This is a genomic window from Buttiauxella gaviniae (genome assembly GCF_040786275.1).
Taxonomy (GTDB): domain Bacteria; phylum Pseudomonadota; class Gammaproteobacteria; order Enterobacterales; family Enterobacteriaceae; genus Buttiauxella; species Buttiauxella gaviniae_A.
In genome coordinates this window covers 418,619-441,212 of sequence record NZ_JBFMVT010000002.1, presented here as the reverse complement: position 1 = coordinate 441,212, position 22,594 = coordinate 418,619, and the positions used below count along the sequence as shown (strand labels likewise).

Below are 22,594 nucleotides of genomic sequence, written 5' to 3'. Positions count from 1 at the left end.
GGCTGGATGTCGATGAGTAAAGCGCGCAGTCGTTTGCCAACGTAGCAAACGACGCATTAAGGAATGTGAGCCTTTAAGTTTGCTATTCACCTCATGGAGAAAGGAATGTTAAGGTTGAATCCCATCGTCCGGGGAGGACTTTGCGCGTCAATAATCAGTGTTGCGTTTCCGGTCATTGCTGAAGAACGTGAAGACACTATGGTTGTCACTGCTTCTGCTACCGAGCAAAACCTCAAAGATGCCCCTGCCAGTATCAGCGTTATCACTCAAGAAGATCTCAAGAAAAAGCCCATTCAGAACCTGAAAGATGTTTTGCAGGAAGTTCCGGGTGTGCAACTGACCAACGAAGGGGATAACCGTCAGGGCGTCAGTATTCGTGGTCTGAGCAGTAGCTACACGCTGATTCTTGTTGATGGCAAGCGTGTTAACTCACGTAATGCCGTATTCCGTCATAACGATTTTGACCTCAACTGGATTCCGGTTGATGCCATTGAGCGTATCGAAGTGGTGCGCGGGCCGATGTCATCCCTGTACGGTTCCGATGCGTTAGGCGGCGTGGTCAACATTATTACGCGTAAAGTGGGCAAAGCCTGGCACGGCACCGTGACGGCGGATACCACTATCCAGGAAAAACGCGATCGCGGGGATTCATATAACAGTAACTTCTTCGCCAGCGGGCCAATCATTGACGATTTGCTTGGGGTAAAAGTTTACGGCAACCTCGGTAAGCGCGAAAAAGATAAGCAAGAACCTTCCAGCACCAGTGCAACCGGTGAAACACCGCGTATCGAAGGCTTTACCACACGCAGCGGTAGCGCTGAGTTTGCCCTGACGCCAACGGAAAACCAGGATATGAGCTTCGGCTATGGTTTTGACCGTCAGGACCGCGATTCTGACTCCCTGAACCAAAACCGCATGGAGCGCCAGGATTACTCCATTTCCCACAATGGTCGTTGGGATTATGGCAACACCGAGCTGCGTTTCTACGGCGATAAGATTGATAACCTCAATCCAGGCAACAGCTCGCCAATCACCTCACGCAATAACAGCCTCGACGGCAAACTGGTTCTGCCACTGGGTGAGATTAACCAGTTGCTGACGTTTGGTGGCGAATGGCGACACGACAAGCTGACTGACCCGGTTAATCTCACCGGCGGCAATAGCTCCGATACCTCTGCCAGCCAGTACGCGCTGTTTGTAGAAGATGAATGGCGGATTTTCGAACCGCTGGCGCTGACGACCGGCGTGCGTATGGACGATCACGAAACCTACGGCGACCACTGGAGCCCGCGTGCTTATCTGGTCTATAGCGCAACAGATACCATCACCATGAAAGGCGGCTGGGCGACGGCGTTTAAAGCTCCTTCATTGTTGCAACTGAGCCCTGACTGGACCAGTAACTCTTGCCGTGGGTCTTGTAAGATTGTCGGTAGCCCGGATCTGAAACCAGAAACCAGCGAAAGTTTTGAACTCGGCCTGTACTTTGCAGGTGATGAAGGCGTGCTGGACGGTGTGACGGGAAGCATCACCACGTTCCAGAACAATCTCGACGATATGATTGATATTAATCGAACCTCCAGTCGCACCGAAGCCCCGTCTTACTCTAACTTTGTTGGCTTTGACAGCGCGGGTCGCCCAATCTTCAAATACTACAACGTTAACAAGGCACGTGTGCGTGGCGTGGAAACCGAGCTGAAAGTGCCGTTTAACGAACAGTGGAAACTGACGCTGAACTACACCTATAACGACGGTCGCGATCTGAGCGGCGGCGGGAATAAACCTCTCGCCTCGCTGCCATTCCACACCGCAAACGGGACCGTAGACTGGGCGCCGCTGGATGACTGGTCCTTCTACGTTTCCGCAAACTATACCGGCGAACAGCGTGCCACAACCGACGGCTCTGCAACGCCTGGTGGTTATGTGGTGTGGAATACCGGCGCGGCATGGAAGGCGACGAAAAACGTCAAATTGCGTGCGGGCGTGATGAACCTGGGTGATAAAGATCTGAGTCGTGACGATTACAGTTATAACGAAGATGGCCGTCGTTACTTTATGGCGGTGGATTACTCATTCTGATGAAGTGATTTTTATCCTCACCCCGACCTTCGTGTTTAGACCAGGGACAAAATGACCCCCTCCCAGCCTCCCCCTTGCCAGGGGGAGGAGCTAAAACTCCCTCCCCTTGCCAGGGGAGGGCTGGGGTGGGGTCCATGAGGGCGTAGGTCGGATAAGCGAAGCGCCATCCGACATTCTTGTTACGCCAGATGCTCCGCGTGGAATCGCAAATGATCCTCCACAAACGACGCAATAAAGTAATAGCTGTGATCGTAACCTGGCTGCACCCGCAGGGTAAGCGGCCAGTTCTTTTGGCGTGCAACTTCAGCAAATTGCGCCGGTTGCAGTTGATCCGCAAGGAACTGATCGGCATCACCTTGATCGATAAGTATCGGCAATGGATGCGCGCTATCTGCCTGCATCAATAAGCAGCAGCTATCCCACTCGCGCCATTTTTCTTCATCATGACCTAAATAGGCGGCGAAGGCTTTTTGCCCCCACGGCACGCGCGTTGGATTCACAATGGGCGCAAAAGCGGAAACTGAACAGTAACGGCCCGGATTCTTCAATGCGATGCTTAGTGCACCGTGGCCGCCCATCGAATGCCCGAAGATAGACGCTTTGTCGCTGATGCTAAAGTTGTCGGCGATAAGGGCGGGTAATTCGTCGTTGATGTAATCGTACATGCGGAAATGGTCTGCCCACGGCTGTTCAGTGGCGTTAAGGTAAAAACCTGCACCCTGGCCGAGATCGTAGCTTTCATTGTTTGGCACGTTTTCACCGCGCGGGCTGGTGTCAGGCATCACCAACACGATACCTAATTCAGACGCAACACGCTGTGCGCCCGCTTTGGTGGTGAAATTCTCATCGTTACACGTCAAACCGGATAACCAGTACAAAACCGGAGGCGGGGTGGTGCGCGGAGTTGGAAGAAAAATACTGAACGTCATCGGGCATTTCAGTACCGCGGAATCATGGCGCCAACGCTGCTGCCAACCTTCAAAACATCGGTGTTCTTCGAGAAGTTCCATTAAAACGGTCCTTATTTATATTCAATATCAATGAATAAGTTTCACTTCACCCAAGTCTAGTCATGCTGCATCATGCTGGCAACGTAATCGTAACAACCGGGGGCTGCGTGGCGGCACGTATCGCGATAACGGGATTTCTGGTGTTGGTGGTGGCAATGGGCATTGGCCGTTTTGCGTTCACCCCACAGGTCCCGCTGATGATAACGGAAGGGCAACTTACCTTAACCAGTGCGGGTTTGGTAGCGGCGATTAACTACCTCGGTTATCTGGTTGGCGCGTGGGATGCCATGCGTGCGCATCGACGCGTTGAATTACGGTTACAGGCTGGCGTCTGGGGCGCGGTTATTTTAACGCTGCTTTCCGCCACCGTAGATTCAGCCCTTTGGCATGCGTTGATTCGTTTTCTGATTGGCGTAGCAAGCGGTTGGGCAATGGTATTGGTTGCCGCCTGGAGTAACGAGAAGCTGGCACATTTTGGCAAACCGGGTTTAAGTGCTGCGGTGTTCGCCGGGCCGGGTGCCGGGATCTTTATCAGCGGGCTGCTGGCGGTTTTAATTCATCGCTATGGTTTATCGGCAAGCCATGCCTGGCTGGTTTATGGTGCTTTGGCGCTGTTGTTTATTCTCTTAATTGCCCGGAATTTACCGCGCAAAGGGGAGTTACATCGCCCGGAAACGGCACCGGAGCCGCTGGTGTTAACCCCCCAGCTTAAACGCCTGGTGCTGAGTTACAGCCTGGCGGGGTTTGGCTATATTCTGCCTGCCACGTTTTTGTCGCAGATGGCCAGCGCGCGCTTCCCCGGAAGCGCATTCGCCCAGTTCATCTGGCCGGTATTCGGAGGGGCGGCGGTATGCGGGATTTTGCTCGGCATTGCCGCAAGGCAATGTTTGCAAAGTCATCAACGCCTGGCGCTGGTACTCTGGCTACAGGCCTTCGGGGTATTCGCCTCAGATATGATTCCCGACATCACGGGGCTGATTCTGGGGTCTGTCCTGGTGGGGGGAGGATTTTTATGCGCGGTGCAGTTATCGCTGCTGTATGGACGTGAACTTGCACCGCTCCACACTCGCTACATGGCGGGATTGCTGACCACCGGTTATGCGATAGGGCAGTTGGTCGGGCCGATGCTATCGGCAGTATCGACGTCGTTTACCGGGCAACTTGAGCCGGCATTATATGTCGCCGGATTTGCATTATTGATCGGCGGCGGTTTGGTTTGGCGCAGGTAGCAAAGGTATTGATGATTTCAATAATTATCGTTCGCACCACTGGATTATGCGGACGCGCTCCCGCACAATGAGCGCACACTTTGCCCCACGCAGGGCCGAGGTCAGTCACACCTGCAGGAGAAAACAGTATGTCATCACTAAGTCCAGAAGCCGCAATGGTTCACGAAGCACTGGTTGCTCGCGGTTTAGAAACGCCGCTGCGCCCACCTTTGCGTGAGCTGGATAATGAAACCCGCAAACGCCAGATTGCCGAACATATGACGGAAATCATGCAGTTGCTCAATCTCGATCTCAGCGACGATAGCCTGATGGAAACGCCGCATCGCATTGCAAAAATGTATGTCGATGAGATTTTCTCCGGCCTCGATTATGCCAATTTCCCAAAAATCACCGTCATCGAGAATAAGATGAAGGTGGATGAAATGGTCACCGTGCGCAATATCACGCTCACCAGTACCTGTGAACACCATTTCGTCACCATTGATGGCAAAGCGACCGTCTCTTATCTGCCGAAAGATACCGTGATTGGCCTGTCGAAAATTAACCGCATTGTGCAATTCTTTGCGCAGCGTCCGCAGGTTCAGGAACGCTTAACGCAGCAAATTCTGATTGCGCTGCAAACCCTGCTGGGCACCAACAATGTGGCGGTATCTATTGATGCAGTCCATTATTGTGTGAAAGCGCGTGGCGTGCAGGATGCAACCAGTGCGACAACTACGACATCGCTGGGCGGATTATTCAAATCCAGCCAAAATACTCGCCAGGAATTTCTGCGCGCAGTCCGTCATAACTAACTTATAAGCAGGCAGGGTGTATGGAGAGAAACGTAACGCTGGATTTTGTCCGTGGCGTCGCTATTCTCGGTATCCTGCTGCTTAATATCGTGGCCTTCGGTTTGCCGAAGGCGGCGTACCTCAATCCAGCCTGGTCCGGTTCCGTTACCGACCACGACGCCTGGACCTGGGCGATTTTAGATCTTTTCGCGCAGGTAAAATTCCTTACTTTGTTTGCTCTGTTGTTCGGTGCGGGTTTGCAGATGTTGTTACATCGCGGCAAGCGCTGGATCCAGTCACGTCTGACGTTATTAGTTCTGCTGGGTTTCATGCACGCTATCTTCTTATGGGATGGTGATATTTTGCTGGCCTATGGCTTAGTCGGGCTGGTTTGCTGGCGCTTGATTCGTGATGCGCCGGGGATTCGTTCGCTGTTTAACACCGGCGTTATGCTTTATCTGACAGGTATCGGTGTGCTGCTCTTGCTGGGCTTTATCTCCGGTGATGCGCCGAACCGTTCCTGGGTTCCTGACGCGGCTAACCTGCAGTATGAGCAGTGGTGGAAACTTCAGGGCGGTACAGAGGCCATCAGCAATCGGATCGATTTACTCTCCTCGAATTTAGTCGCGCTGGGGGCTCAGTATGGCTGGCAACTGGCGGGAATGATGCTGATTGGCGCGTCGTTAATGCGCAGCGGCTGGCTGCGAGGCGAGTTTAGTTTGCATCATTACCGGCGCACCGGTTTGTGCCTGATTGCGGTCGGCATGCTCATCAATATTCCGGCTATTTATGCCCAATGGCACGTGGGTTGGATGTACCGCTGGTGCGCATTTTTGCTGCAAGCCCCGCGAGAATTGAGCGCACCGTTTCAGACAATAGGTTATGCCGCACTGATTTATGGTTACTGGCCGCAGCTTTCGCGGATGCGCATTGTGAATGCGGTGGCGCATGTCGGGCGTATGGCGCTGTCGAACTATTTGCTGCAAACGCTGATTTGCACCACATTCTTCTTCCGCATGGGCTGGATGATGAAATTCGATCGCCTCTCACTGCTGGCGCTGGTGCCTGTGGTTTGGGCAATCAACATTCTGTTCTCTCTGGTCTGGCTGCGTTACTTCCGCCAGGGGCCGGTTGAGTGGCTCTGGCGGCAGCTCACCGCACGCGCCGCAGGCGTCTCTCTGAAACATACAGCAAGATAATGATACACATCACAAATGTTAATGATTTGTATGTAACCGTTTTCATGACTGTGATCCTCCTCACGTAGTCAATTCTCCGTCGCTGCGAGAATAGCCACCTTGCCAAATACAGGGTGCACTCATGAGATCAATTCCTCTTCCGTCTGGTGATAAACATGATCACCATTCGTGACGTAGCCCGCATCGCTGGCGTCTCCGTGGCGACAGTCTCCCGTGTTCTCAATAACAGTGCGTTAGTCAGCGCTGACACCCGCGAAAGTGTGATGCAGGCCGTGGCGCAACTGGGCTATCGACCGAATGCGAACGCGCAGGCGCTGGCGACCCAGGTCAGCGATACCATTGGCGTGGTCGTGATGGATGTCTCCGATCCGTTTTTTGGCGCGCTGGTCAAAGCGGTGGATGTCGTGGCGCAGCAGCACAACAAATATGTTCTCATCGGCAATAGTTATCATCAGGAAGAAAAAGAGCGCCATGCGATTGAAGTGCTGATTCGTCAGCGCTGCAACGCCTTGATTGTTCATGCAAAGGCGTTGAGCGACCAGGAGTTGGGCGAATTTCTCGAACAGATTCCGGGTATGGTGTTGGTCAACCGCATTGTGCCGGGCTTTGAGCATCGCTGCGTTGGGCTTGATAACGTCAGCGGCGCATTGATGGCCACCCGAATGCTGTTCAATCAGGGCCATCAACGCATCGGATACCTGGCATCCAGCCACGCTATTGAAGATAACGCCCAGCGCCGTGAAGGGTGGATGCGCGGCATGACCGAGCAGGGGATAACCCCGCCGGAAAGCTGGACAGGCGTGGGGTCGCCGGATATGCAGGGCGGCGAAGCGGCAATGGTGGAATTGCTGGGGCGCAATTTACAGCTTAGTGCGGTGTTTGCCTATAACGACAGCATGGCGGCCGGGGCGTTAACCGCTCTGAAAGATAACGGTATTGTCGTTCCACACCATGTCTCGGTGATTGGTTTTGATGACATTCCTATCGCCCGCTATACCGATCCACAGCTCACTACCGTGCGCTACCCTATTGTTTCCATGGCACGCCTGGCGACTGAATTGGCGTTACAGGGCGCTGCGGGAACGCTCGATATTGGTGCAACACACTGTTTTATGCCAACTTTAGTCCGACGCCATTCGGTGGCTCCGCGACAAATTGCGGCCCCGATCACTCTCTGAAAAAAGTCTTTGATGTAACCGGTTTCAATTTGTGAGTAAATTCACAGTTAATTAACATCGCGATGACTATTATGTCAGCGTTTTATCAGCTGAAACTATATGTAACGGTGATTAATCAGTTTACCGATAGGTATTCAGCAAAAAAGATCAATAAAAGCAGTTATGGATTGGTACTGAACACGGAAGAGTTTTTTTAATAGAGAAAATTTTCGGCATTCAGTAACGTTTTTATAACAATGCTGCCTGCCTGAACCCCCTGGAACTACCCTGCAAAAACCGGAGATACCATGAATAAGAAGGTTTTGACCCTGTCCGCCGTAATGTCTTGCATGTTGTTTGGCGCAGCCGCTCATGCAGCTGATACCCGTATTGGTGTGACCATTTATAAATACGACGATAACTTTATGTCGGTCGTGCGCAAGGCAATCGAAAAAGACGCAAAAGCTTCTCCAGATGTGCAGTTGCTGATGAATGACTCCCAGAACGACCAATCCAAGCAGAACGATCAGATTGACGTCCTGTTGGCAAAAGGTGTGAAGGGTCTGGCAATCAACCTGGTTGACCCGGCAGCCGCTGGGACCGTGATTGAAAAAGCACGCGGTCAGGATATTCCAGTCGTGTTCTTCAACAAAGAACCTTCTCGTAAGGCGCTGGATAGCTACGAAAAAGCGTACTACGTAGGTACTGACTCTAAAGAATCCGGCATCATTCAGGGTGACCTGATTGCTAAACACTGGGCGGCAAACCCGGCATGGGATCTGAACAAAGATGGTCAGGTTCAGTTCGTACTGCTGAAAGGCGAGCCAGGCCACCCGGATGCTGAAGCACGTACTACTTACGTTATTAAAGAGCTGAATACCAAAGGTCTGAAAACCCAACAGCTGCAATTAGATACCGCAATGTGGGATACCGCTCAGGCTAAAGATAAGATGGACGCGTGGCTGTCTGGCCCGAACGCTAACAAAATCGAAGTGGTTATTGCGAACAACGATGCGATGGCAATGGGTGCGGTAGAAGCGCTGAAAGCACACAACAAATCCTCAATCCCGGTGTTTGGTGTAGATGCCCTGCCAGAAGCGTTGGCAATGGTTAAATCTGGCGCAATGGCCGGTACCGTTCTGAACGATGCCAACAACCAGGCAAAAGCGACCTTCGATCTGGTGAAAAACCTGGCAGCAGGCAAACCAGCGGCTGAAGGCACTAACTGGAAGATTGAAGAAAAAATCGTACGTGTTCCTTACGTCGGTGTTGATAAAGACAATCTGTCCGAGTTCGTTGGTAAATAAATACCCGTAATACCCTTTTATCCGGGCGCGGAATTCTGCGCCCGGTTTCAGGCCAGCTACTCAGCGACACAGGTATAACTATGGTCGACAATATTACAAATCCGTCGTCGGAATATTTGTTGGAAATGACCAACATAAATAAATCATTCCCCGGCGTTAAGGCACTGGATAATGTTAATTTAAAAGTGCGTCCTCATTCCATTCACGCATTAATGGGTGAGAACGGTGCGGGTAAATCAACATTATTAAAATGCCTATTTGGGATCTACAGTAAAGATTCCGGCAGTATTCTTTTTCAGGGAAAAGAAGTTAATTTCTCCAGCACTAAAGAGGCGCTGGAAAATGGTATTTCCATGGTACACCAGGAATTAAACCTGGTCTTACAACGTACCGTCATGGATAACATGTGGCTGGGGCGTTACCCAACCAAAGGTATATTTGTCGATCAGGACAAAATGTACCGTGATACCAAACATATTTTCGATGAGCTGGATATTGATATTGACCCGCGCGCCCGCGTCGGCACGCTGTCAGTTTCACAAATGCAGATGATCGAAATCGCAAAAGCGTTTTCTTACAATGCCAAAATTGTCATTATGGATGAGCCCACATCCTCTCTGACAGAAAAGGAAGTTAACCACCTTTTCAAAATCATTCGTAAATTAAAAGAACGCGGTTGCGGCATCGTTTATATCTCCCACAAAATGGAAGAGATCTTCCAATTGTGCGATGAAATTACCATTCTGCGTGACGGACAATGGATTGCTACCCAGCCATTAGAAGGGCTGGATATGGATAAAATTATCGCCATGATGGTTGGCCGTTCTCTCAACCAGCGCTTCCCGACAAAAGAAAACGTGCCGGGCGAAGTGATCATGGAAGTCCGCAATCTGACGTCTCTGCGCCAGCCGTCAATCCGTGATGTTTCCTTTGATTTGCACAAAGGGGAAATTCTCGGTATCGCGGGGCTGGTCGGGGCGAAACGTACCGATATTGTTGAAACGCTTTTTGGTATCCGCGAGAAATCAGACGGAACCATTACGCTACACGGCAAAAAGATTAATAACCATACCGCGAATGAAGCGATCAACCATGGTTTTGCGTTAGTGACCGAAGAGCGCCGCTCGACGGGGATTTACGCTTATCTTGATATTGGTTTTAACTCGCTCATTTCTAATATTCACAATTATAAAAACAAAATCGGTTTGCTGGATAACACGCGCATGAAGAGCGATACCCAATGGGTTATTGACTCGATGCGTGTAAAAACTCCAGGTCACCGTACCTCTATCGGTTCGCTGTCAGGCGGAAACCAACAGAAAGTCATCATTGGTCGTTGGTTATTAACCCAGCCAGAAATATTAATGCTGGATGAGCCAACCCGTGGGATTGACGTCGGCGCTAAGTTTGAAATTTATCAGCTTATTGCTGAGCTTGCCAAAAAAGGGAAAGGAATCATTATTATTTCGTCCGAAATGCCGGAGTTGTTAGGGATTACAGATCGTATTCTGGTCATGAGCAATGGTCTTGTTGCCGGAATTGTAGACACTAAAACAACCACGCAGAACGAAATTTTACGTCTTGCGTCTGTGCACCTTTGATAATTTAGGGGCTATTAAAATGAGTGCGTTAAATAAGAAAAGTTTTCTAACTTATCTGAAAGAAGGCGGCATTTATGTCGTATTGCTGGTATTGCTGGCGATTATTATTTTCCAGGACCCAACGTTTTTAAGTTTGATGAACCTGAGTAACATTCTGACCCAGTCTTCCGTGCGTATTATTATTGCACTGGGCGTGGCGGGGCTGATTGTAACGCAAGGTACTGACCTTTCAGCAGGGCGCCAGGTTGGTCTGGCTGCGGTAGTTGCGGCAACGCTTCTGCAATCGATGGAAAACGTGAACAAAGTTTTCCCTGAGATGAGCACCATGCCGATTCCTGTGGTTATCCTGATCGTCTGTGCTATCGGCGCAATCATCGGCCTGGTTAACGGTATTATCATTGCTTACCTGAATGTAACGCCGTTTATCACCACCCTGGGTACCATGATTATCGTTTACGGTATCAACTCCCTGTATTACGACTTTGTTGGCGCATCGCCAATCGCTGGGTTCGATAGCGGATTCTCGACCTTTACCCAGGGTTTTATCAAAATGGGTAATTTCAAGCTTTCGTACATCACATTCTATGCGTTGATTGCGATTGGCTTTGTCTGGATCCTGTGGAACAAAACCCGTTTCGGTAAGAATATTTTCGCCATCGGCGGTAACCCGGAAGCGGCGAAAGTCTCGGGCGTTAACGTTGCCCTGAACCTGATTATGATTTATGCGCTGTCTGGGGTGTTCTACGCCTTCGGCGGGATGCTGGAAGCAGGTCGTATCGGTTCTGCAACTAACAACCTGGGCTTTATGTACGAACTTGATGCCATTGCTGCGTGTGTTGTGGGTGGCGTGTCATTCAGCGGCGGCGTGGGGACAGTTATTGGCGTAGTGACCGGGGTTATCATCTTTACCGTTATCAACTACGGCCTGACGTATATCGGGGTTAACCCTTACTGGCAGTACATCATTAAGGGCGCGATTATTATCTTCGCCGTTGCCCTGGATTCCCTGAAATACGCTCGTAAGAAGTAATCCACCCGTTGTGAAAAAGCCCGCACAATTTCTTGTTGCGGGCTTTTTTATGGGAACTATTTTTTATCTTTCTTCTGTAATTCCAGTACCTGTTCAGGTGTTACTGCGGGATAGGCTTGCGCATCCTCTGGTACTTCGTACATTGCAGGAATGGGAACGAGTGGCCCAAGAAAACGCGGTTCGCGTTTAAAGATATAGAGATCGGCCAACGCACCCAGGCGAGCACCAAATTCCCTGATACGCACCGTCATCATATTTTTTGGCGATGGCACGGCATAACACTGCGCTTGAATTCCCATATGCAGCGCGATAAACAGCGCGCGTTCACAATGGAAGCGCTGAGTGATAATAATAAAATCGTTAGTATCGAAAACCTTGCGGGTGCGAACAATTGAGTCCAGAGTCCTGAAACCTGCGTAATCCAGCACGATATCGGCAGGATCTACGCCACCGGCAATCAGGTCTTTGCGCATAGTCATCGGTTCGTTATAGCTTTGCTGGGCGTTATCGCCACTCAGCAACAGGTAATTCACCTTGCCGCTGTTATAAGCGTTTAACGCCCCCTGAATACGAAACTGGTAATACTGATTGATTACCCCGGTGCGGTAATACTTTGCAGTACCCAACACCACACCGACCTGGCGGTAGGGTAAATCTTGCAGCTCGTCATAGACGTAAGGCGCTGTTTTCCAACTTATCCAGCGGTCAAGACACAGCGCAGCTATCACAGCCAAGCCGATGATAACCAACAGGCTATAAAACATGCGCTTCAACATGGACTTGCAGCTCAATAAAGGGATGGAATTTTATCCAAGGCTACTTTACCTGGGGGTGAAGAGCAAGAATCGCGGGATTGGTTGAATTAAATTTCATCAATGGGGATGCGCTCACGCATCCCCAAAGTGAACATCAATTCAATAAAGTGCGGTCGATATTCATGCAGCCTAACGCTTTCAGGGTCGCTGCGGTGGCATCCCACTGCGTCAATGGCGCTTCGGCTTTTTCTGCCAGAACCGCCCGCTGGATTTCATTGTAGTCATAACCCGACAGGCTGAGCAGATTCAGCGCCGCCTGCAGCGGCGGCAGGGAAGGGTTAAACGCTGCATTTTCAGCATAACTTCCTTTAAAAATCGTCCCGTCACGCATTTCCAGTGCAACCCCTGATGGGGCATTGCTGTAAGGCGCATGGCTACGGTTTGCCGCCGTTATCGCCGCCTGGCTCAGGTCATCGCCTTGCAGCTCAAAGCCGTGATCCATTTCATCCAGCAGTAACGTTTTGATTTCTAAATCGCGGGGGCCAAAGGCATCGGGGAGATAATCGCCCAGCGTTGCGGGTTTGCGGCCCGGCAGATTAATGCGCAGTGCCACGCCGCTGTTCAGTTCGTTCATAAACTGGCGGCAATGCCCGCACGGTGTGTAGTTAACCGTAATCGCGGCGAGGGCTTTTTCACCGCGCATCCACGCATGGGTAATTGCGCTCTGCTCGGCATGAACGGTTTGCTGCATCGTGGAGCCAAGAAACTCCATATTGCCGCCGAAATAGAGATTGCCGCTGACGCCACGCGCCACCGCTCCGACGTAAAACTGCGATAAATCCGCGCGTGCGCAAGATGCAGCGAGCGGTAATAAGGCAAATGCCAGCGCGTCGTCATCCATGCCGGTTTGGGCTTTCAGTGATTCAACTTCTGATGCCAAAAACATCGCCGGGAAGTGAGAGTCAGCAATCAATGTTTGCAAAGCGGCTTGCAGTGAAGCCGGGAGTTGTGCGAGTGCAGCCTGAAAACGTGAGCGCATAGAATTTAGCCTCATAACAAGTGAATGAATCGTAGTTTACGGTTCTGTATGGGCTTTATATGTGATCTTTCTCTAATTACATATGCAACATATGAAATAAAAAATGAAAATGCGCGATCTCTCGCAAGTTTTAACCAAACACGGCCAAAATAACCGGGAACAGGAACGGCGCGATCAACGAAGTGATGATCCCGCAAATTACCAGCGCCAGGGAGCTAAACGCCCCTTCCTGGAAATCCAGTTCGGCACAACGCGCGGTTCCCAGGGCGTGAGAGGCGGCCCCCATCGACAGGCCACGGGAGGCTTTGGTTTTTATGCGCATTAAATTCAGCATCGAGTGACCAAAAACAGCCCCAAGAATACCTACAAAAATCACGCAAACGGCGCTAATTGCCGGAATACCGCCGATACTGCCGCCGACTGCCATGGCGATTGGCGTGGTCACCGATTTCGGTAAAACCGATGCGGCAATTTGCGGCGTTGCGCCCATCAACAAGGCAATCGAGGTACCGGTAATCATCGCCACCATGCTGCCGATAAAGCAGATAGTGATGATGGATTTCCAGCGAGCCCGAATCTGGTGAAGCTGCTCGTAGAGCGGGAAGGCGAGGGCAACAACCGCCGGTTGCAGCAAATCATTTAATACTTTGCTGCCCTGGAAATAGTGGTCATAAGGTGTGCCGGTAAAGACCAGAACAGGAATAATAACCACCATTGAAACCAGCAGCGGATTAAGTAGAGGCGTTTTAAACCGTGCGCCGATTTTACGGGCGAGGAAAAAGGTCACCAGCGTTAAGGGTAAAGACCACCAGATATAGTGAATCATTTTGATTCGCCCTCGTTTTCACCAACGATTTTACGTTCGCCATGCACTAAATGGGAGCTCCAGCTCACCACGACCAGCACCACCAGCGTACTGATAAAACATGACACCACCACCGGGCCGAACTGCTGCTTTATCACATCGACATACTGCATCACGCCCACGCCAATCGGCACAAATAGCAACGCCATATAGCGGATCATTAAATGGCAACTTGGCTTAACCCATTTGGCTGGCAGGATTTGCAAAGAGAGCAAAATAAACAGAATGAGCATCCCAATAATACTGCCGGGAATAGTGATAGGAAGCAGTGATGCAATAGCAATGCCCGCATATAAGCATATGTAAATTAATACAAAAGAGCGCAGGTACTGCCAGATGACGGTGAGTGTGTTACGCATGGTGATGACCCTTTAAGAAACGCATTCATCATACAATTAAAGTTGAAAATGTGCTACCGATCACATCATGAATTATGAGCATACCAAATATTCCTGTTTGGAACGCTGGTGTTCTCCGTACGGTGAGAGCCGCTGGTGGCAAATACAGAAATCAGGCATAAAAAAAGCGACTCACAATGGAGTCGCTTTATTCGGTTTGAAACTGGGATTAGTTCAGACGTACCGGCATACCGGAACGGCCCTGAATAGCCTGATCCAACACGGTGCTATCCACATCCGGTTGAGCGGTAATCGCGGTCACGTTGCTTTTCAGCGTGATCGGTACAATCTCAGTGGAGTTAAACTGCTCTTCAGTAGTAGACAGCGGGTTGTGCACTTCGATGTAGCGCGTGCCGTCTGGCTCAACGGTGGCTTTCACTGGTTCATTAATGAACTGAACACGGGTACCGACCGGCACTTTCTCGAACAGGAATTTGATGTCTTCGTTACGCAGACGCACACAACCGTGGCTCACACGCAGGCCGATACCAAAGTTTGCATTGGTGCCGTGAATCGCATACAGGCGGCCAATATAGAGCGCGTACAGACCCATAGGGTTGTCCGGGCCTGCTGGAACCACCGCTGGAAGTGGGGTACCCGCAGCAATATATTCTGCGTGCATTTTCGCCGTTGGCGTCCAGGTTGGGCCTGCTTTCTTACGTTCTACTTTAGTCGTCCAGTTCAGCGGAGTATCTTTCCCCAACTGGCCGATACCGATTGGCAGCACGATAACGGTATTGGTGCCAGCCGGGTAGTAATAAAGGCGCATTTCAGCACTGTTAACCACGATGCCTTCATGAACGGTGTCCGGCAAAATTAACTGCTGAGGAATGTTCAGTATGGTGCCTGGCTTAGGCAGATAAGGGTCAACGCCTGGGTTTGCTTCCAACATGTTGGAAAGTCCCATCTGATAACGCGCGGCGAACTCTTCGAGCGGAGCAGTACTGCCTTCAGGAATAGTGACGACTTGGTTTTGACCAATCAAACGGCTGCCATCAGTTGGCAGAGGATAGGTCACGGCAGAAGCTGTTTTGCTAAAAGACACAACAGCCACAAATGCCAGTAAAATTGTGCGTAGTTTCATATTCATCTTGTGCGAAGTATTTATGGCCATGCAGGCTAGTTAGTGAAGAAACGGAGCGGTTTGAGCGCGCATTATATGTGCATTCCCTCAGCCTGGGAAATCAGATGTGGATTAAATCACATTTTTTTGTAGATTGATTATTTTATCACCAGCGCACAAGCAGAGCGATCTGCACGTTGAGTTATGGCATAATGTGCCCGATCTCACATATTAAATAATTTACCAGGACATCTCTGTGCTAGTTTCCAGTAACGTCACAATGCAGTTCGGCAGTAAGCCGCTGTTTGAAAATATTTCTGTCAAATTTGGCGGCGGCAACCGTTACGGCTTGATCGGCGCTAACGGTAGCGGCAAATCTACCTTTATGAAGATCCTCGGTGGCGATTTAGAGCCAACGCTGGGTAACGTTTCGCTCGATCCTAACGAGCGCATCGGTAAGCTGCGCCAGGATCAATTTGCCTTTGAAAAGTTCACTGTTCTCGACACGGTCATTATGGGCCATGCCGAACTCTGGGAAGTAAAAGAAGAGCGCGACCGTATTTATGCGCTGCCAGAGATGAGCGAAGAAGACGGCTATAAAGTTGCCGATCTGGAAGTGCTGTACGGCGAAATGGACGGTTACACCGCGGAAGCGCGCGCGGGCGAACTGCTCCTGGGCGTCGGCATTCCTTTAGAACAGCATTACGGCCCAATGAGCGAAGTCGCTCCAGGCTGGAAACTGCGTGTGTTGCTGGCGCAGGCACTGTTCTCAAATCCAGACATCCTGCTGCTCGATGAACCGACGAACAACCTGGACATCGACACCATTCGTTGGCTGGAAACCGTGCTCAACGAGCGCAACAGCACCATGATCATTATCTCGCACGACCGTCACTTTCTGAACATGGTCTGTACGCACATGGCGGATCTGGATTACGGCGAGCTGCGTGTTTACCCGGGCAACTACGACGAATACATGACGGCGGCAACGCAGGCGCGTGAACGTCTGCTGTCTGATAACGCGAAGAAAAAAGCACAGATTGCTGACCTCCAATCGTTCGTAAGCCGCTTTAGCGCTAACGCATCGAAATCGCGCCAGGCGACTTCTCGTGCGCGTCAGATTGATAAAATCAAACTCGACGAAGTGAAAGCCTCCAGCCGTCAGAACCCGTTCATTCGCTTCGAGCAGGACAAAAAACTGTTCCGTAATGCGCTGGAAGTTGAAGGGCTGGCGAAAGGTTTTGATGAAGGCCCGCTGTTTAAAGGTGTTAATCTGCTGCTGGAAGTGGGGGAAAAACTCGCCATTCTGGGTACCAACGGCGTAGGTAAATCAACCTTGCTGAAAACCCTGGTGGGCGAACTGACTCCGGAAGCGGGCGTGGTGAAATGGTCTGAGAATGCGCAGCTCGGCTACTACGCGCAGGATCACGAATACGAATTTGAAAACAATCTCACCGTGTTCGACTGGATGAGCCAGTGGATGCAAGAAGGCGACGACGAGCAAGCGGTGCGCAGCATCCTGGGCCGTCTGCTGTTCAGCCAGGACGATATCAAAAAGCCTGCGAAGGTGCTGTCCGGTGGTGAAAAAGGCCGTATGTTGTTTGGTAAGTTAATGATGGAGCGTCCGAACGTTCTGATCATGGATGAACCGACTAACCACCTGGATATGGAATCTATTGAATCGCTGAACATGGCGCTGGAAATGTATCCTGGCACGCTGATCTTCGTTTCTCACGACCGTGAGTTCGTAAGCTCGCTGGCAACACGAGTGATTGAGATTACGCCAGAGCGCGTGATTGACTTTACCGGCGGGTATGAAGATTACCTGCGCAGTAAAGGGATTGATGGTTAAAAGAGAAAACCGCCGGATTCGGCGGTTTTTTTTGATCTCTGGATATGTCGGGTGGCGCTTGCGCTTACCCGGCCTACCAAATGCTGTTGTAGGGGGATAAACGCCATTCACCGTTAACTACAGCGCCCAGCTCTCCTGCGCAACACCATCCACCACTAAACGCCTTGTCTCACCTGCAGGCAGCGTCAGCTTCAACTCTTTCCACGCCGGTTGATAATCACCTTTGCGGCTAAAGTTCACATGAATTTCCTTGGCGGTGCAGCGAATTTCCCAGCTCAGCCACAGCGCATTGCCTTGCTGATAGCCCCATGATTCACCGTCATCTTCAAACAAACTACCGTGAGAAACTCCGGCTCCTTGCAGCGGGTACACCTTCAGTTCGCGCACATCATCAGCCCGGGCATCAACGTGGCTAATACGCACGGAGTGCGGCAGCGCAGCCCCAGCACGAACCAGCAGCGGCAGGCGTTCCAGCGGGGCATCAAGGACGATCGTCTGTCCGCCGCTGTACCACTGACCGGTGTAATAGTCGTACCAGCCTGCGCCGTTTTCTGGCAGCCAGACTTCACGCTCGCGTTGGCCTTCTTCCACTACGCTTGCCACCAGCACATTGCGGCCCAACATAAAATCGTCGCACTCTTCGAAGGTTTTCGCGTCATGCTCGTGGTCGAGGAATGTCGGGCGCAGCATTGGCTCATCGTCCGCATGGGCCTGCCACAGCAGGGTGTAGAAGTACGGCAGCAGGCGGTAACGTGTTTCGATTGCGCTGCGAATGGCGGGCGTGACATTTGCGTACATCCACGGCTCATTCACCGTCTGGTCGTCGTTCCACGAATGGATAGTGAAACGCGGATGCATCACGCCATTTTGTACCCAGCGCACAAACAGCTCGGCTTCTGGTTTATCCCCGGAGAAACCGCCGACATCGTGACCCACGTTATACAGACCAGAAAGGCTCATGCCCACACCCATGCGGGTGTTATAACGCAGCGTATTCCAGTTAGTGCGGTTATCGCCGCTCCAGGTTTGCACATAACGCTGCATACCTGCGCAGCCGGAACGCGAGATCAAATATGGGCGTTTTTCAGGTGCAAATTTCTGCTGTGCTTCAAGCGACGCACGCATCATCAAAAGCGGCATCACCGGGCGGATATTTTTGATGGCGATCTCTTCGCCAAAGCCGTGGCAGCGGGCTTCGCCGTCCCATACTTCGTATTCGTTGTTATCGTTCCAGGTGGAATCGATACCCATCTCCAGAAGCTGCGTGGTGACGCCGGTCTGCCACCATTTAACCGTCGCCGGGTTGGTGAAATCGAGGTGCGAACCTTCATCGTCCCAAAAGATCGATCTCTCCGGGCTATCCTGCTCGGAATCTTTAATAAACAGGCCTTGCTCAACCACTTCCTGGTAGCGCGGGTGATCCTGCAACAGGCACGGTTTGATGTTCGCCGCCAGTTTAATGCCCGCGTCGTGGAACGCCTGGCTCATCACTTTTGGCTGCGGCACTTTGTCGTAGTTCCAGTTGAACACGTAGCGCTTGTTGTTTATGGAAGTGTAACCCGACGAAAGCTGGAACGAATCGCACGGAATCGCATGTTCGTTACAAAGACGGATAAAGCTCATCAGTTGGTTTTGTGCGTCCGGCGCATCGGTGTAATGCATGGTGGAACCGCTGTAGCCGAGGCTCCATTTCGGGCCAAACAATGTTTTACCCGTCAGGCGTACAAACGCTTTGGTGACATCCAAAACCTGCGGGCCGAGGAAGAGGTAATAATCCACATCGCCCGATTCAGCCTGCCAGCGGCGGTAGGGCAGGTGGTAATTGTCGATCTCGTTGCCCAAATCCAGCCAGCAACTGCTCAGGTTGTCGTAAAACATCCCGAAACTTACGTCCGGGCGGCGCGTAATCGTAAAGGGAATATGCTTGTACAGCGGATCGGTAGATTCAGCGTTATAGCCCATGGCGTCCAGATTGCGCATTTCATATCGCTTACCGGTACGCTGAAGCGGGCCAGCTTTTTCGCCAAGGCCGTAATAACGCTCTCCTTTATAGCGGCGCTGGTAATGTGCCACGCCGTCGCCATGCGCATTGAGTAGATAGGCGCTGGTCGGGCGGTCGCTTGCCAGCATCTGCCACTCGCCGCTGTCGTTCTTATATTCCCACTCAAGCCACAGCGGCTGGTGAACCGTTACGCGCAGTTTATCCGTGCTGATGCGCAGCGTTTCGCTCAGCTCTTCCACCGTGAAGCCCGGTAATGAAAAACCCTCCAGACTTTCGCGGTTACGGCCTTCCCACGGCACATCGTTTTCTGGCGCGATGCTCCAGGTGCGATTGAGCGCCAGCTTGTTCTCGCGTTTAATCAACACGCGGAACATCCCTTGTTCAAGCACAAACAGATTCAGGCTATGTTTTCCATCCACGGTTAACTCAACGTGGCTGGCATCAAATTTTACCAGTGTCCAATTCTTCAATGTTTTCATCGTTCACAATCTCTATCAGGCGCGCTTGGTGCGGCGTTCAGCAATAAAAGAAACCAGGAATACAGCGCCAATCAGGTCAAAGAAGCCCATGGCGATAAACAGCGGGTTGTAGCCAATTTTGTCGGCGGTTACGCCAATCAGCAGCGAGAACAGGAAGCTGGCAATCCAGGCGGCAGAGCCACGCATCCCGTTGACCGTTGCCATTTGGCCTTTATCGAAGGAGTCCACTACCAGGGCACTCAACATGCAGGAAATAATCTGATGCCCAAAGCCGCCGATGGAGATCAGGGCGATAGTGACGTAGGGATCTTTCGTGATGGCGACCAGCGCCAGCGAAATCATCAGGAACGCGCCGGTTACCGAACTCGCCACGATAGAGTTGGTACGAGAGCAACCGAACCAGCGGGTGTAAACCTTCGTCAGATAGCCGCTTGCCACACTGCCGAGATCGGCGGCGAGGAACGGCAGCCAGGCGAACATGGCGATTTGTTTAAGATCCATTCCGCGTTCGTTTGCCAGATACAGCGGCACCCAGAAACTCAACACCGCCCAGGCAGGCTCAGCCATAAAGGCTGGAATGGCGATACCGTAGAAACGTTTGTTCTTACCTACGGTTTTTAATGCGGTCAGGAAAGGCAGCTTCACCGCAGCAGGTTCGTTATCCTGCTTGATGAACTCCAACTCTTCTTTGCCAAGATTCGGGTGCTGTTCCGGATTGTGATAGAACACCCACCACAAAATTACCCATAACATCGCCAGCACGCCGGTAAACATAAACGCGCCCTGCCAGCCGAAAGAGGCATGAGCAAAATAGACGATAGGCGGTGCCAGCATCGCACCAATGGAGAAACCCACCCCGGCCCAACCCGCCGCAATCGGGCGTTCTTTTTTCGGGAACCATTCGCCAATGGTTTTCGCGTTAGCAGGCGTTGCCGCCGCTTCTGCACCCCCCATAAAGAAGCGCAAAATGGCCAGATGCAGCCAGCTACCGGCTCCCGCATGCATAACACACACCACCGCCCAAATCCCTGCACAAATCAGGAAGCCGAGTTTCAGGCCGATGACATCAATCAACCAGCCGCAAATCGGTTGGAAAAGGGTATAGGCGAGCTGGAATGAGGCGACAATCCACGAGTACTGTTCTGTGGTAATTCCCAGGCTGCTTTTTAGCTCTGGCGCCAAAATACCGAGAGAGTTGCGGGTGATGTAGTTAACGGTGACGCCCAATAAAAACAGCACCAGAACCCACCAGCGCAGGTTACGAATGGTGCGTTTAGCCTTAACGGCGGTGACGCCTGGATTTATGCCATGACTCATGTTGTTCTCCACGTAGAAGCATCTTCTATCGAATATTTTCTCAAACCACAGGGCTGAGTAATTTTATATCTAATTGATTAATAATTATTTTATGGACTGCTTGCCGCGCAATGGCAGGTTCAGCTACGGCAGTGGAGAGAGCGTAAAACAGTTAGAAAATGCTCAATAGCAACTTTTATGCAAAAATTTTCATATGAAAGATAAATACGTGCGCTCGCTAACGAAAAGAGCAGTAAATAAGCCATAAACTTGATTGTGAAAAAATTTTCATGGCCGAAATGGGCGCAGATCACAAAATGAGTAAAAAGCTAAAAATCACCGAAATTGCTGCGGAAACCGGGCTTTCAATCAGCACCGTCTCACGCGTGCTGGCGGGAAAATCGAATACCAGTGAACAGGCGCGTCAGCAGGTGTTGCAGTGTGCCGGGCAAAAAGGGGTGCTTGCCGGAATGGCGGCGGGGCGCATGTTGCTTAATAGCCTGGTTGTTTTTGCGCCACAGCGAGCTTTTGATGAACGGTCTGACGTTTTTTATTATCGCGTCACGCAAGGGTTGAGTCAGGCCCTGGCGCCCCACGAAGTACGGCTGCGCTACTGCGCCCTTGAAGAAAATGACAGCGATGCCAATATGTTCCTGAGCAAAATGAACGAGGCAGAAACTGAGGCGGCGATCTTACTCGGCATTGACGATCCGCATATTCACGATCTGGCGGTGGATCTCGGTAAACCCTGCGTGCTGATCAACTGCCGCGATCGCAAAATGCGCTTGCCCGGCGTCGCGCCGGATCACCAATTGATAGGTGATTTCGCGGCGAGCTATCTCTTCGAACAGGGCCATAAAGCGGTGGTGAATTTGCTCTGCCTGCGGCGCTACACCATGGAGTTGCGCCTTGCGGGGATCCGCGATGCCTGGGATAAGCACAATCTCCAGTTTGATGATTCGCACAATCTGATCGCCGCGCAAAGTTTTAGCGCCAAAGAGAGTGAAAAGCTGATTAGCGAGTTTCTGGAAAAAACGCCGCGCCAGCACTTGCCGACGGCTCTACTGGTCGGGGGGGATTTTATGGCGGCGGGAGCGGTAAGCGCGCTGCAAAATGCAGGGCTGCGGGTACCGCAGGATATGTCCGTCATGAGTATCGACGGTTTTAATCTCGCGGCCATTCACGATGTGCCACTTACATCAGTACACGTCCCGCGTGACGAACTGGGTGAAGAGGCGGTGCATATTTTGCAGCAGCGTCTGATTCGCCCCCAGGCACCCGTGGGGAATTTGCTGCTTAACGGAATGCTGGTGGTGCGTGATTCAGTGCGCCGTATTCGTTCGAACAAAAGCCACACGGCGGTCAGTAGCGTCGGGCTTTATGATGAGTGATTTTTTGTATACAGCATAAAATGTCCTGAAACGATGATTTAAGTTAAGTCAGATATGTGGTTAATATGAGCA

The 22,594-nt window shown here is 51.4% G+C and carries 18 protein-coding genes; 10 read left to right on the top strand and 8 right to left on the bottom strand.

Translation table 11 applies throughout. From position 1 onward, the window contains the following. The first annotated feature begins 105 nt into the window (after positions 1-105). Positions 106-2,076: a catecholate siderophore receptor CirA gene (cirA, locus tag AB1E22_RS02740; protein ID WP_367593982.1), complete on the top strand. Its 1,971-nt coding sequence runs from the start codon at positions 106-108 to the stop codon at positions 2,074-2,076. Between the two features lie 179 nt (positions 2,077-2,255). On the opposite strand, the gene fghA is transcribed toward cirA, so the two are convergent. Then, a complete protein-coding gene (gene fghA / locus AB1E22_RS02735) occupies positions 2,256-3,086 on the bottom strand; it encodes an S-formylglutathione hydrolase (RefSeq protein WP_367593981.1) in 831 nt (276 codons plus the stop codon). Between the two features lie 107 nt (positions 3,087-3,193). Here fghA and AB1E22_RS02730 point away from each other — a divergent pair, with 107 nt between their 5' ends. The 7 genes from AB1E22_RS02730 (at position 3,194) to mglC (ending at position 11,382) form a co-directional block, all read left to right on the top strand. Further along, positions 3,194-4,315: a YbfB/YjiJ family MFS transporter gene (locus AB1E22_RS02730; protein WP_367593980.1), complete on the top strand. Its 1,122-nt coding sequence runs from the start codon at positions 3,194-3,196 to the stop codon at positions 4,313-4,315. A gap of 128 nt (positions 4,316-4,443) precedes the next feature. Continuing rightward, positions 4,444-5,109, top strand: a complete 666-nt coding sequence (gene folE / locus AB1E22_RS02725) for a GTP cyclohydrolase I FolE (protein WP_367593979.1) — start codon at positions 4,444-4,446, stop codon at positions 5,107-5,109. Positions 5,110-5,129: 20 nt separating this feature from the next. After that, positions 5,130-6,287 (top strand): DUF418 domain-containing protein YeiB, encoded by a 1,158-nt coding sequence (gene yeiB / locus AB1E22_RS02720; RefSeq protein WP_367593978.1) that lies wholly within the window; start codon positions 5,130-5,132, stop codon positions 6,285-6,287. A 155-nt stretch (positions 6,288-6,442) separates the two neighbouring features. Next, entirely contained in the window at positions 6,443-7,465 is a 1,023-nt protein-coding gene (gene galS / locus AB1E22_RS02715) for an HTH-type transcriptional regulator GalS (RefSeq protein WP_367593977.1), read from the top strand. A gap of 287 nt (positions 7,466-7,752) precedes the next feature. Beyond that, positions 7,753-8,751, top strand: coding sequence for a galactose/glucose ABC transporter substrate-binding protein MglB (gene mglB / locus AB1E22_RS02710; protein WP_367593976.1), 999 nt, complete (start codon positions 7,753-7,755; stop codon positions 8,749-8,751). Positions 8,752-8,831: 80 nt separating this feature from the next. Next, positions 8,832-10,352 carry a galactose/methyl galactoside ABC transporter ATP-binding protein MglA gene (gene mglA / locus AB1E22_RS02705; protein WP_367593975.1) on the top strand — a complete coding sequence of 507 codons (1,521 nt, stop codon included), beginning with the start codon at positions 8,832-8,834 and terminating at the stop codon, positions 10,350-10,352. 19 nt (positions 10,353-10,371) lie between these two features. Then, a complete protein-coding gene (gene mglC, locus AB1E22_RS02700) occupies positions 10,372-11,382 on the top strand; it encodes a galactose/methyl galactoside ABC transporter permease MglC (protein WP_367593974.1) in 1,011 nt (336 codons plus the stop codon). A 56-nt stretch (positions 11,383-11,438) separates the two neighbouring features. Here mglC and sanA read toward each other — a convergent pair whose 3' ends face one another. The 5 genes from sanA to ldtB all read right to left on the bottom strand — a co-directional run bounded on the left by sanA (position 11,439) and on the right by ldtB (position 15,529). After that, entirely contained in the window at positions 11,439-12,158 is a 720-nt protein-coding gene (gene sanA, locus AB1E22_RS02695; RefSeq protein ID WP_367593973.1) for an outer membrane permeability protein SanA, read from the bottom strand. A gap of 133 nt (positions 12,159-12,291) precedes the next feature. After that, positions 12,292-13,176, bottom strand: coding sequence for a cytidine deaminase (gene cdd / locus AB1E22_RS02690; protein WP_367593972.1), 885 nt, complete (start codon positions 13,174-13,176; stop codon positions 12,292-12,294). A 130-nt stretch (positions 13,177-13,306) separates the two neighbouring features. Then, positions 13,307-14,002: a CidB/LrgB family autolysis modulator gene (locus tag AB1E22_RS02685; RefSeq protein ID WP_367593971.1), complete on the bottom strand. Its 696-nt coding sequence runs from the start codon at positions 14,000-14,002 to the stop codon at positions 13,307-13,309. Beyond that, the gene (locus AB1E22_RS02680; protein WP_367593970.1) at positions 13,999-14,400 is read right to left on the bottom strand and encodes a CidA/LrgA family protein; all 402 of its coding nucleotides are present in this window, start codon (positions 14,398-14,400) and stop codon (positions 13,999-14,001) included. Before AB1E22_RS02680 ends, AB1E22_RS02685 begins: the two co-directional genes overlap by 4 nt. 208 nt (positions 14,401-14,608) lie before the next feature. Continuing rightward, a complete protein-coding gene (gene ldtB / locus AB1E22_RS02675; RefSeq protein ID WP_367597307.1) occupies positions 14,609-15,529 on the bottom strand; it encodes a L,D-transpeptidase in 921 nt (306 codons plus the stop codon). 229 nt (positions 15,530-15,758) lie between these two features. Here ldtB and AB1E22_RS02670 point away from each other — a divergent pair, with 229 nt between their 5' ends. Beyond that, positions 15,759-17,354 carry an ABC-F family ATPase gene (locus AB1E22_RS02670; RefSeq protein ID WP_367593969.1) on the top strand — a complete coding sequence of 532 codons (1,596 nt, stop codon included), beginning with the start codon at positions 15,759-15,761 and terminating at the stop codon, positions 17,352-17,354. 117 nt (positions 17,355-17,471) lie between these two features. On the opposite strand, the gene AB1E22_RS02665 is transcribed toward AB1E22_RS02670, so the two are convergent. After that, positions 17,472-19,835 (bottom strand): glycoside hydrolase family 31 protein, encoded by a 2,364-nt coding sequence (locus tag AB1E22_RS02665; protein WP_367593968.1) that lies wholly within the window; start codon positions 19,833-19,835, stop codon positions 17,472-17,474. Positions 19,836-19,850: 15 nt separating this feature from the next. After that, positions 19,851-21,152 (bottom strand): MFS transporter, encoded by a 1,302-nt coding sequence (locus AB1E22_RS02660; RefSeq protein WP_367593967.1) that lies wholly within the window; start codon positions 21,150-21,152, stop codon positions 19,851-19,853. 296 nt (positions 21,153-21,448) lie between these two features. Here AB1E22_RS02660 and AB1E22_RS02655 point away from each other — a divergent pair, with 296 nt between their 5' ends. Beyond that, complete coding sequence (locus tag AB1E22_RS02655) at positions 21,449-22,522, top strand: LacI family DNA-binding transcriptional regulator (protein ID WP_367593966.1); 1,074 nt, start codon at positions 21,449-21,451, stop codon at positions 22,520-22,522. Positions 22,523-22,594: the final 72 nt, after the last annotated feature.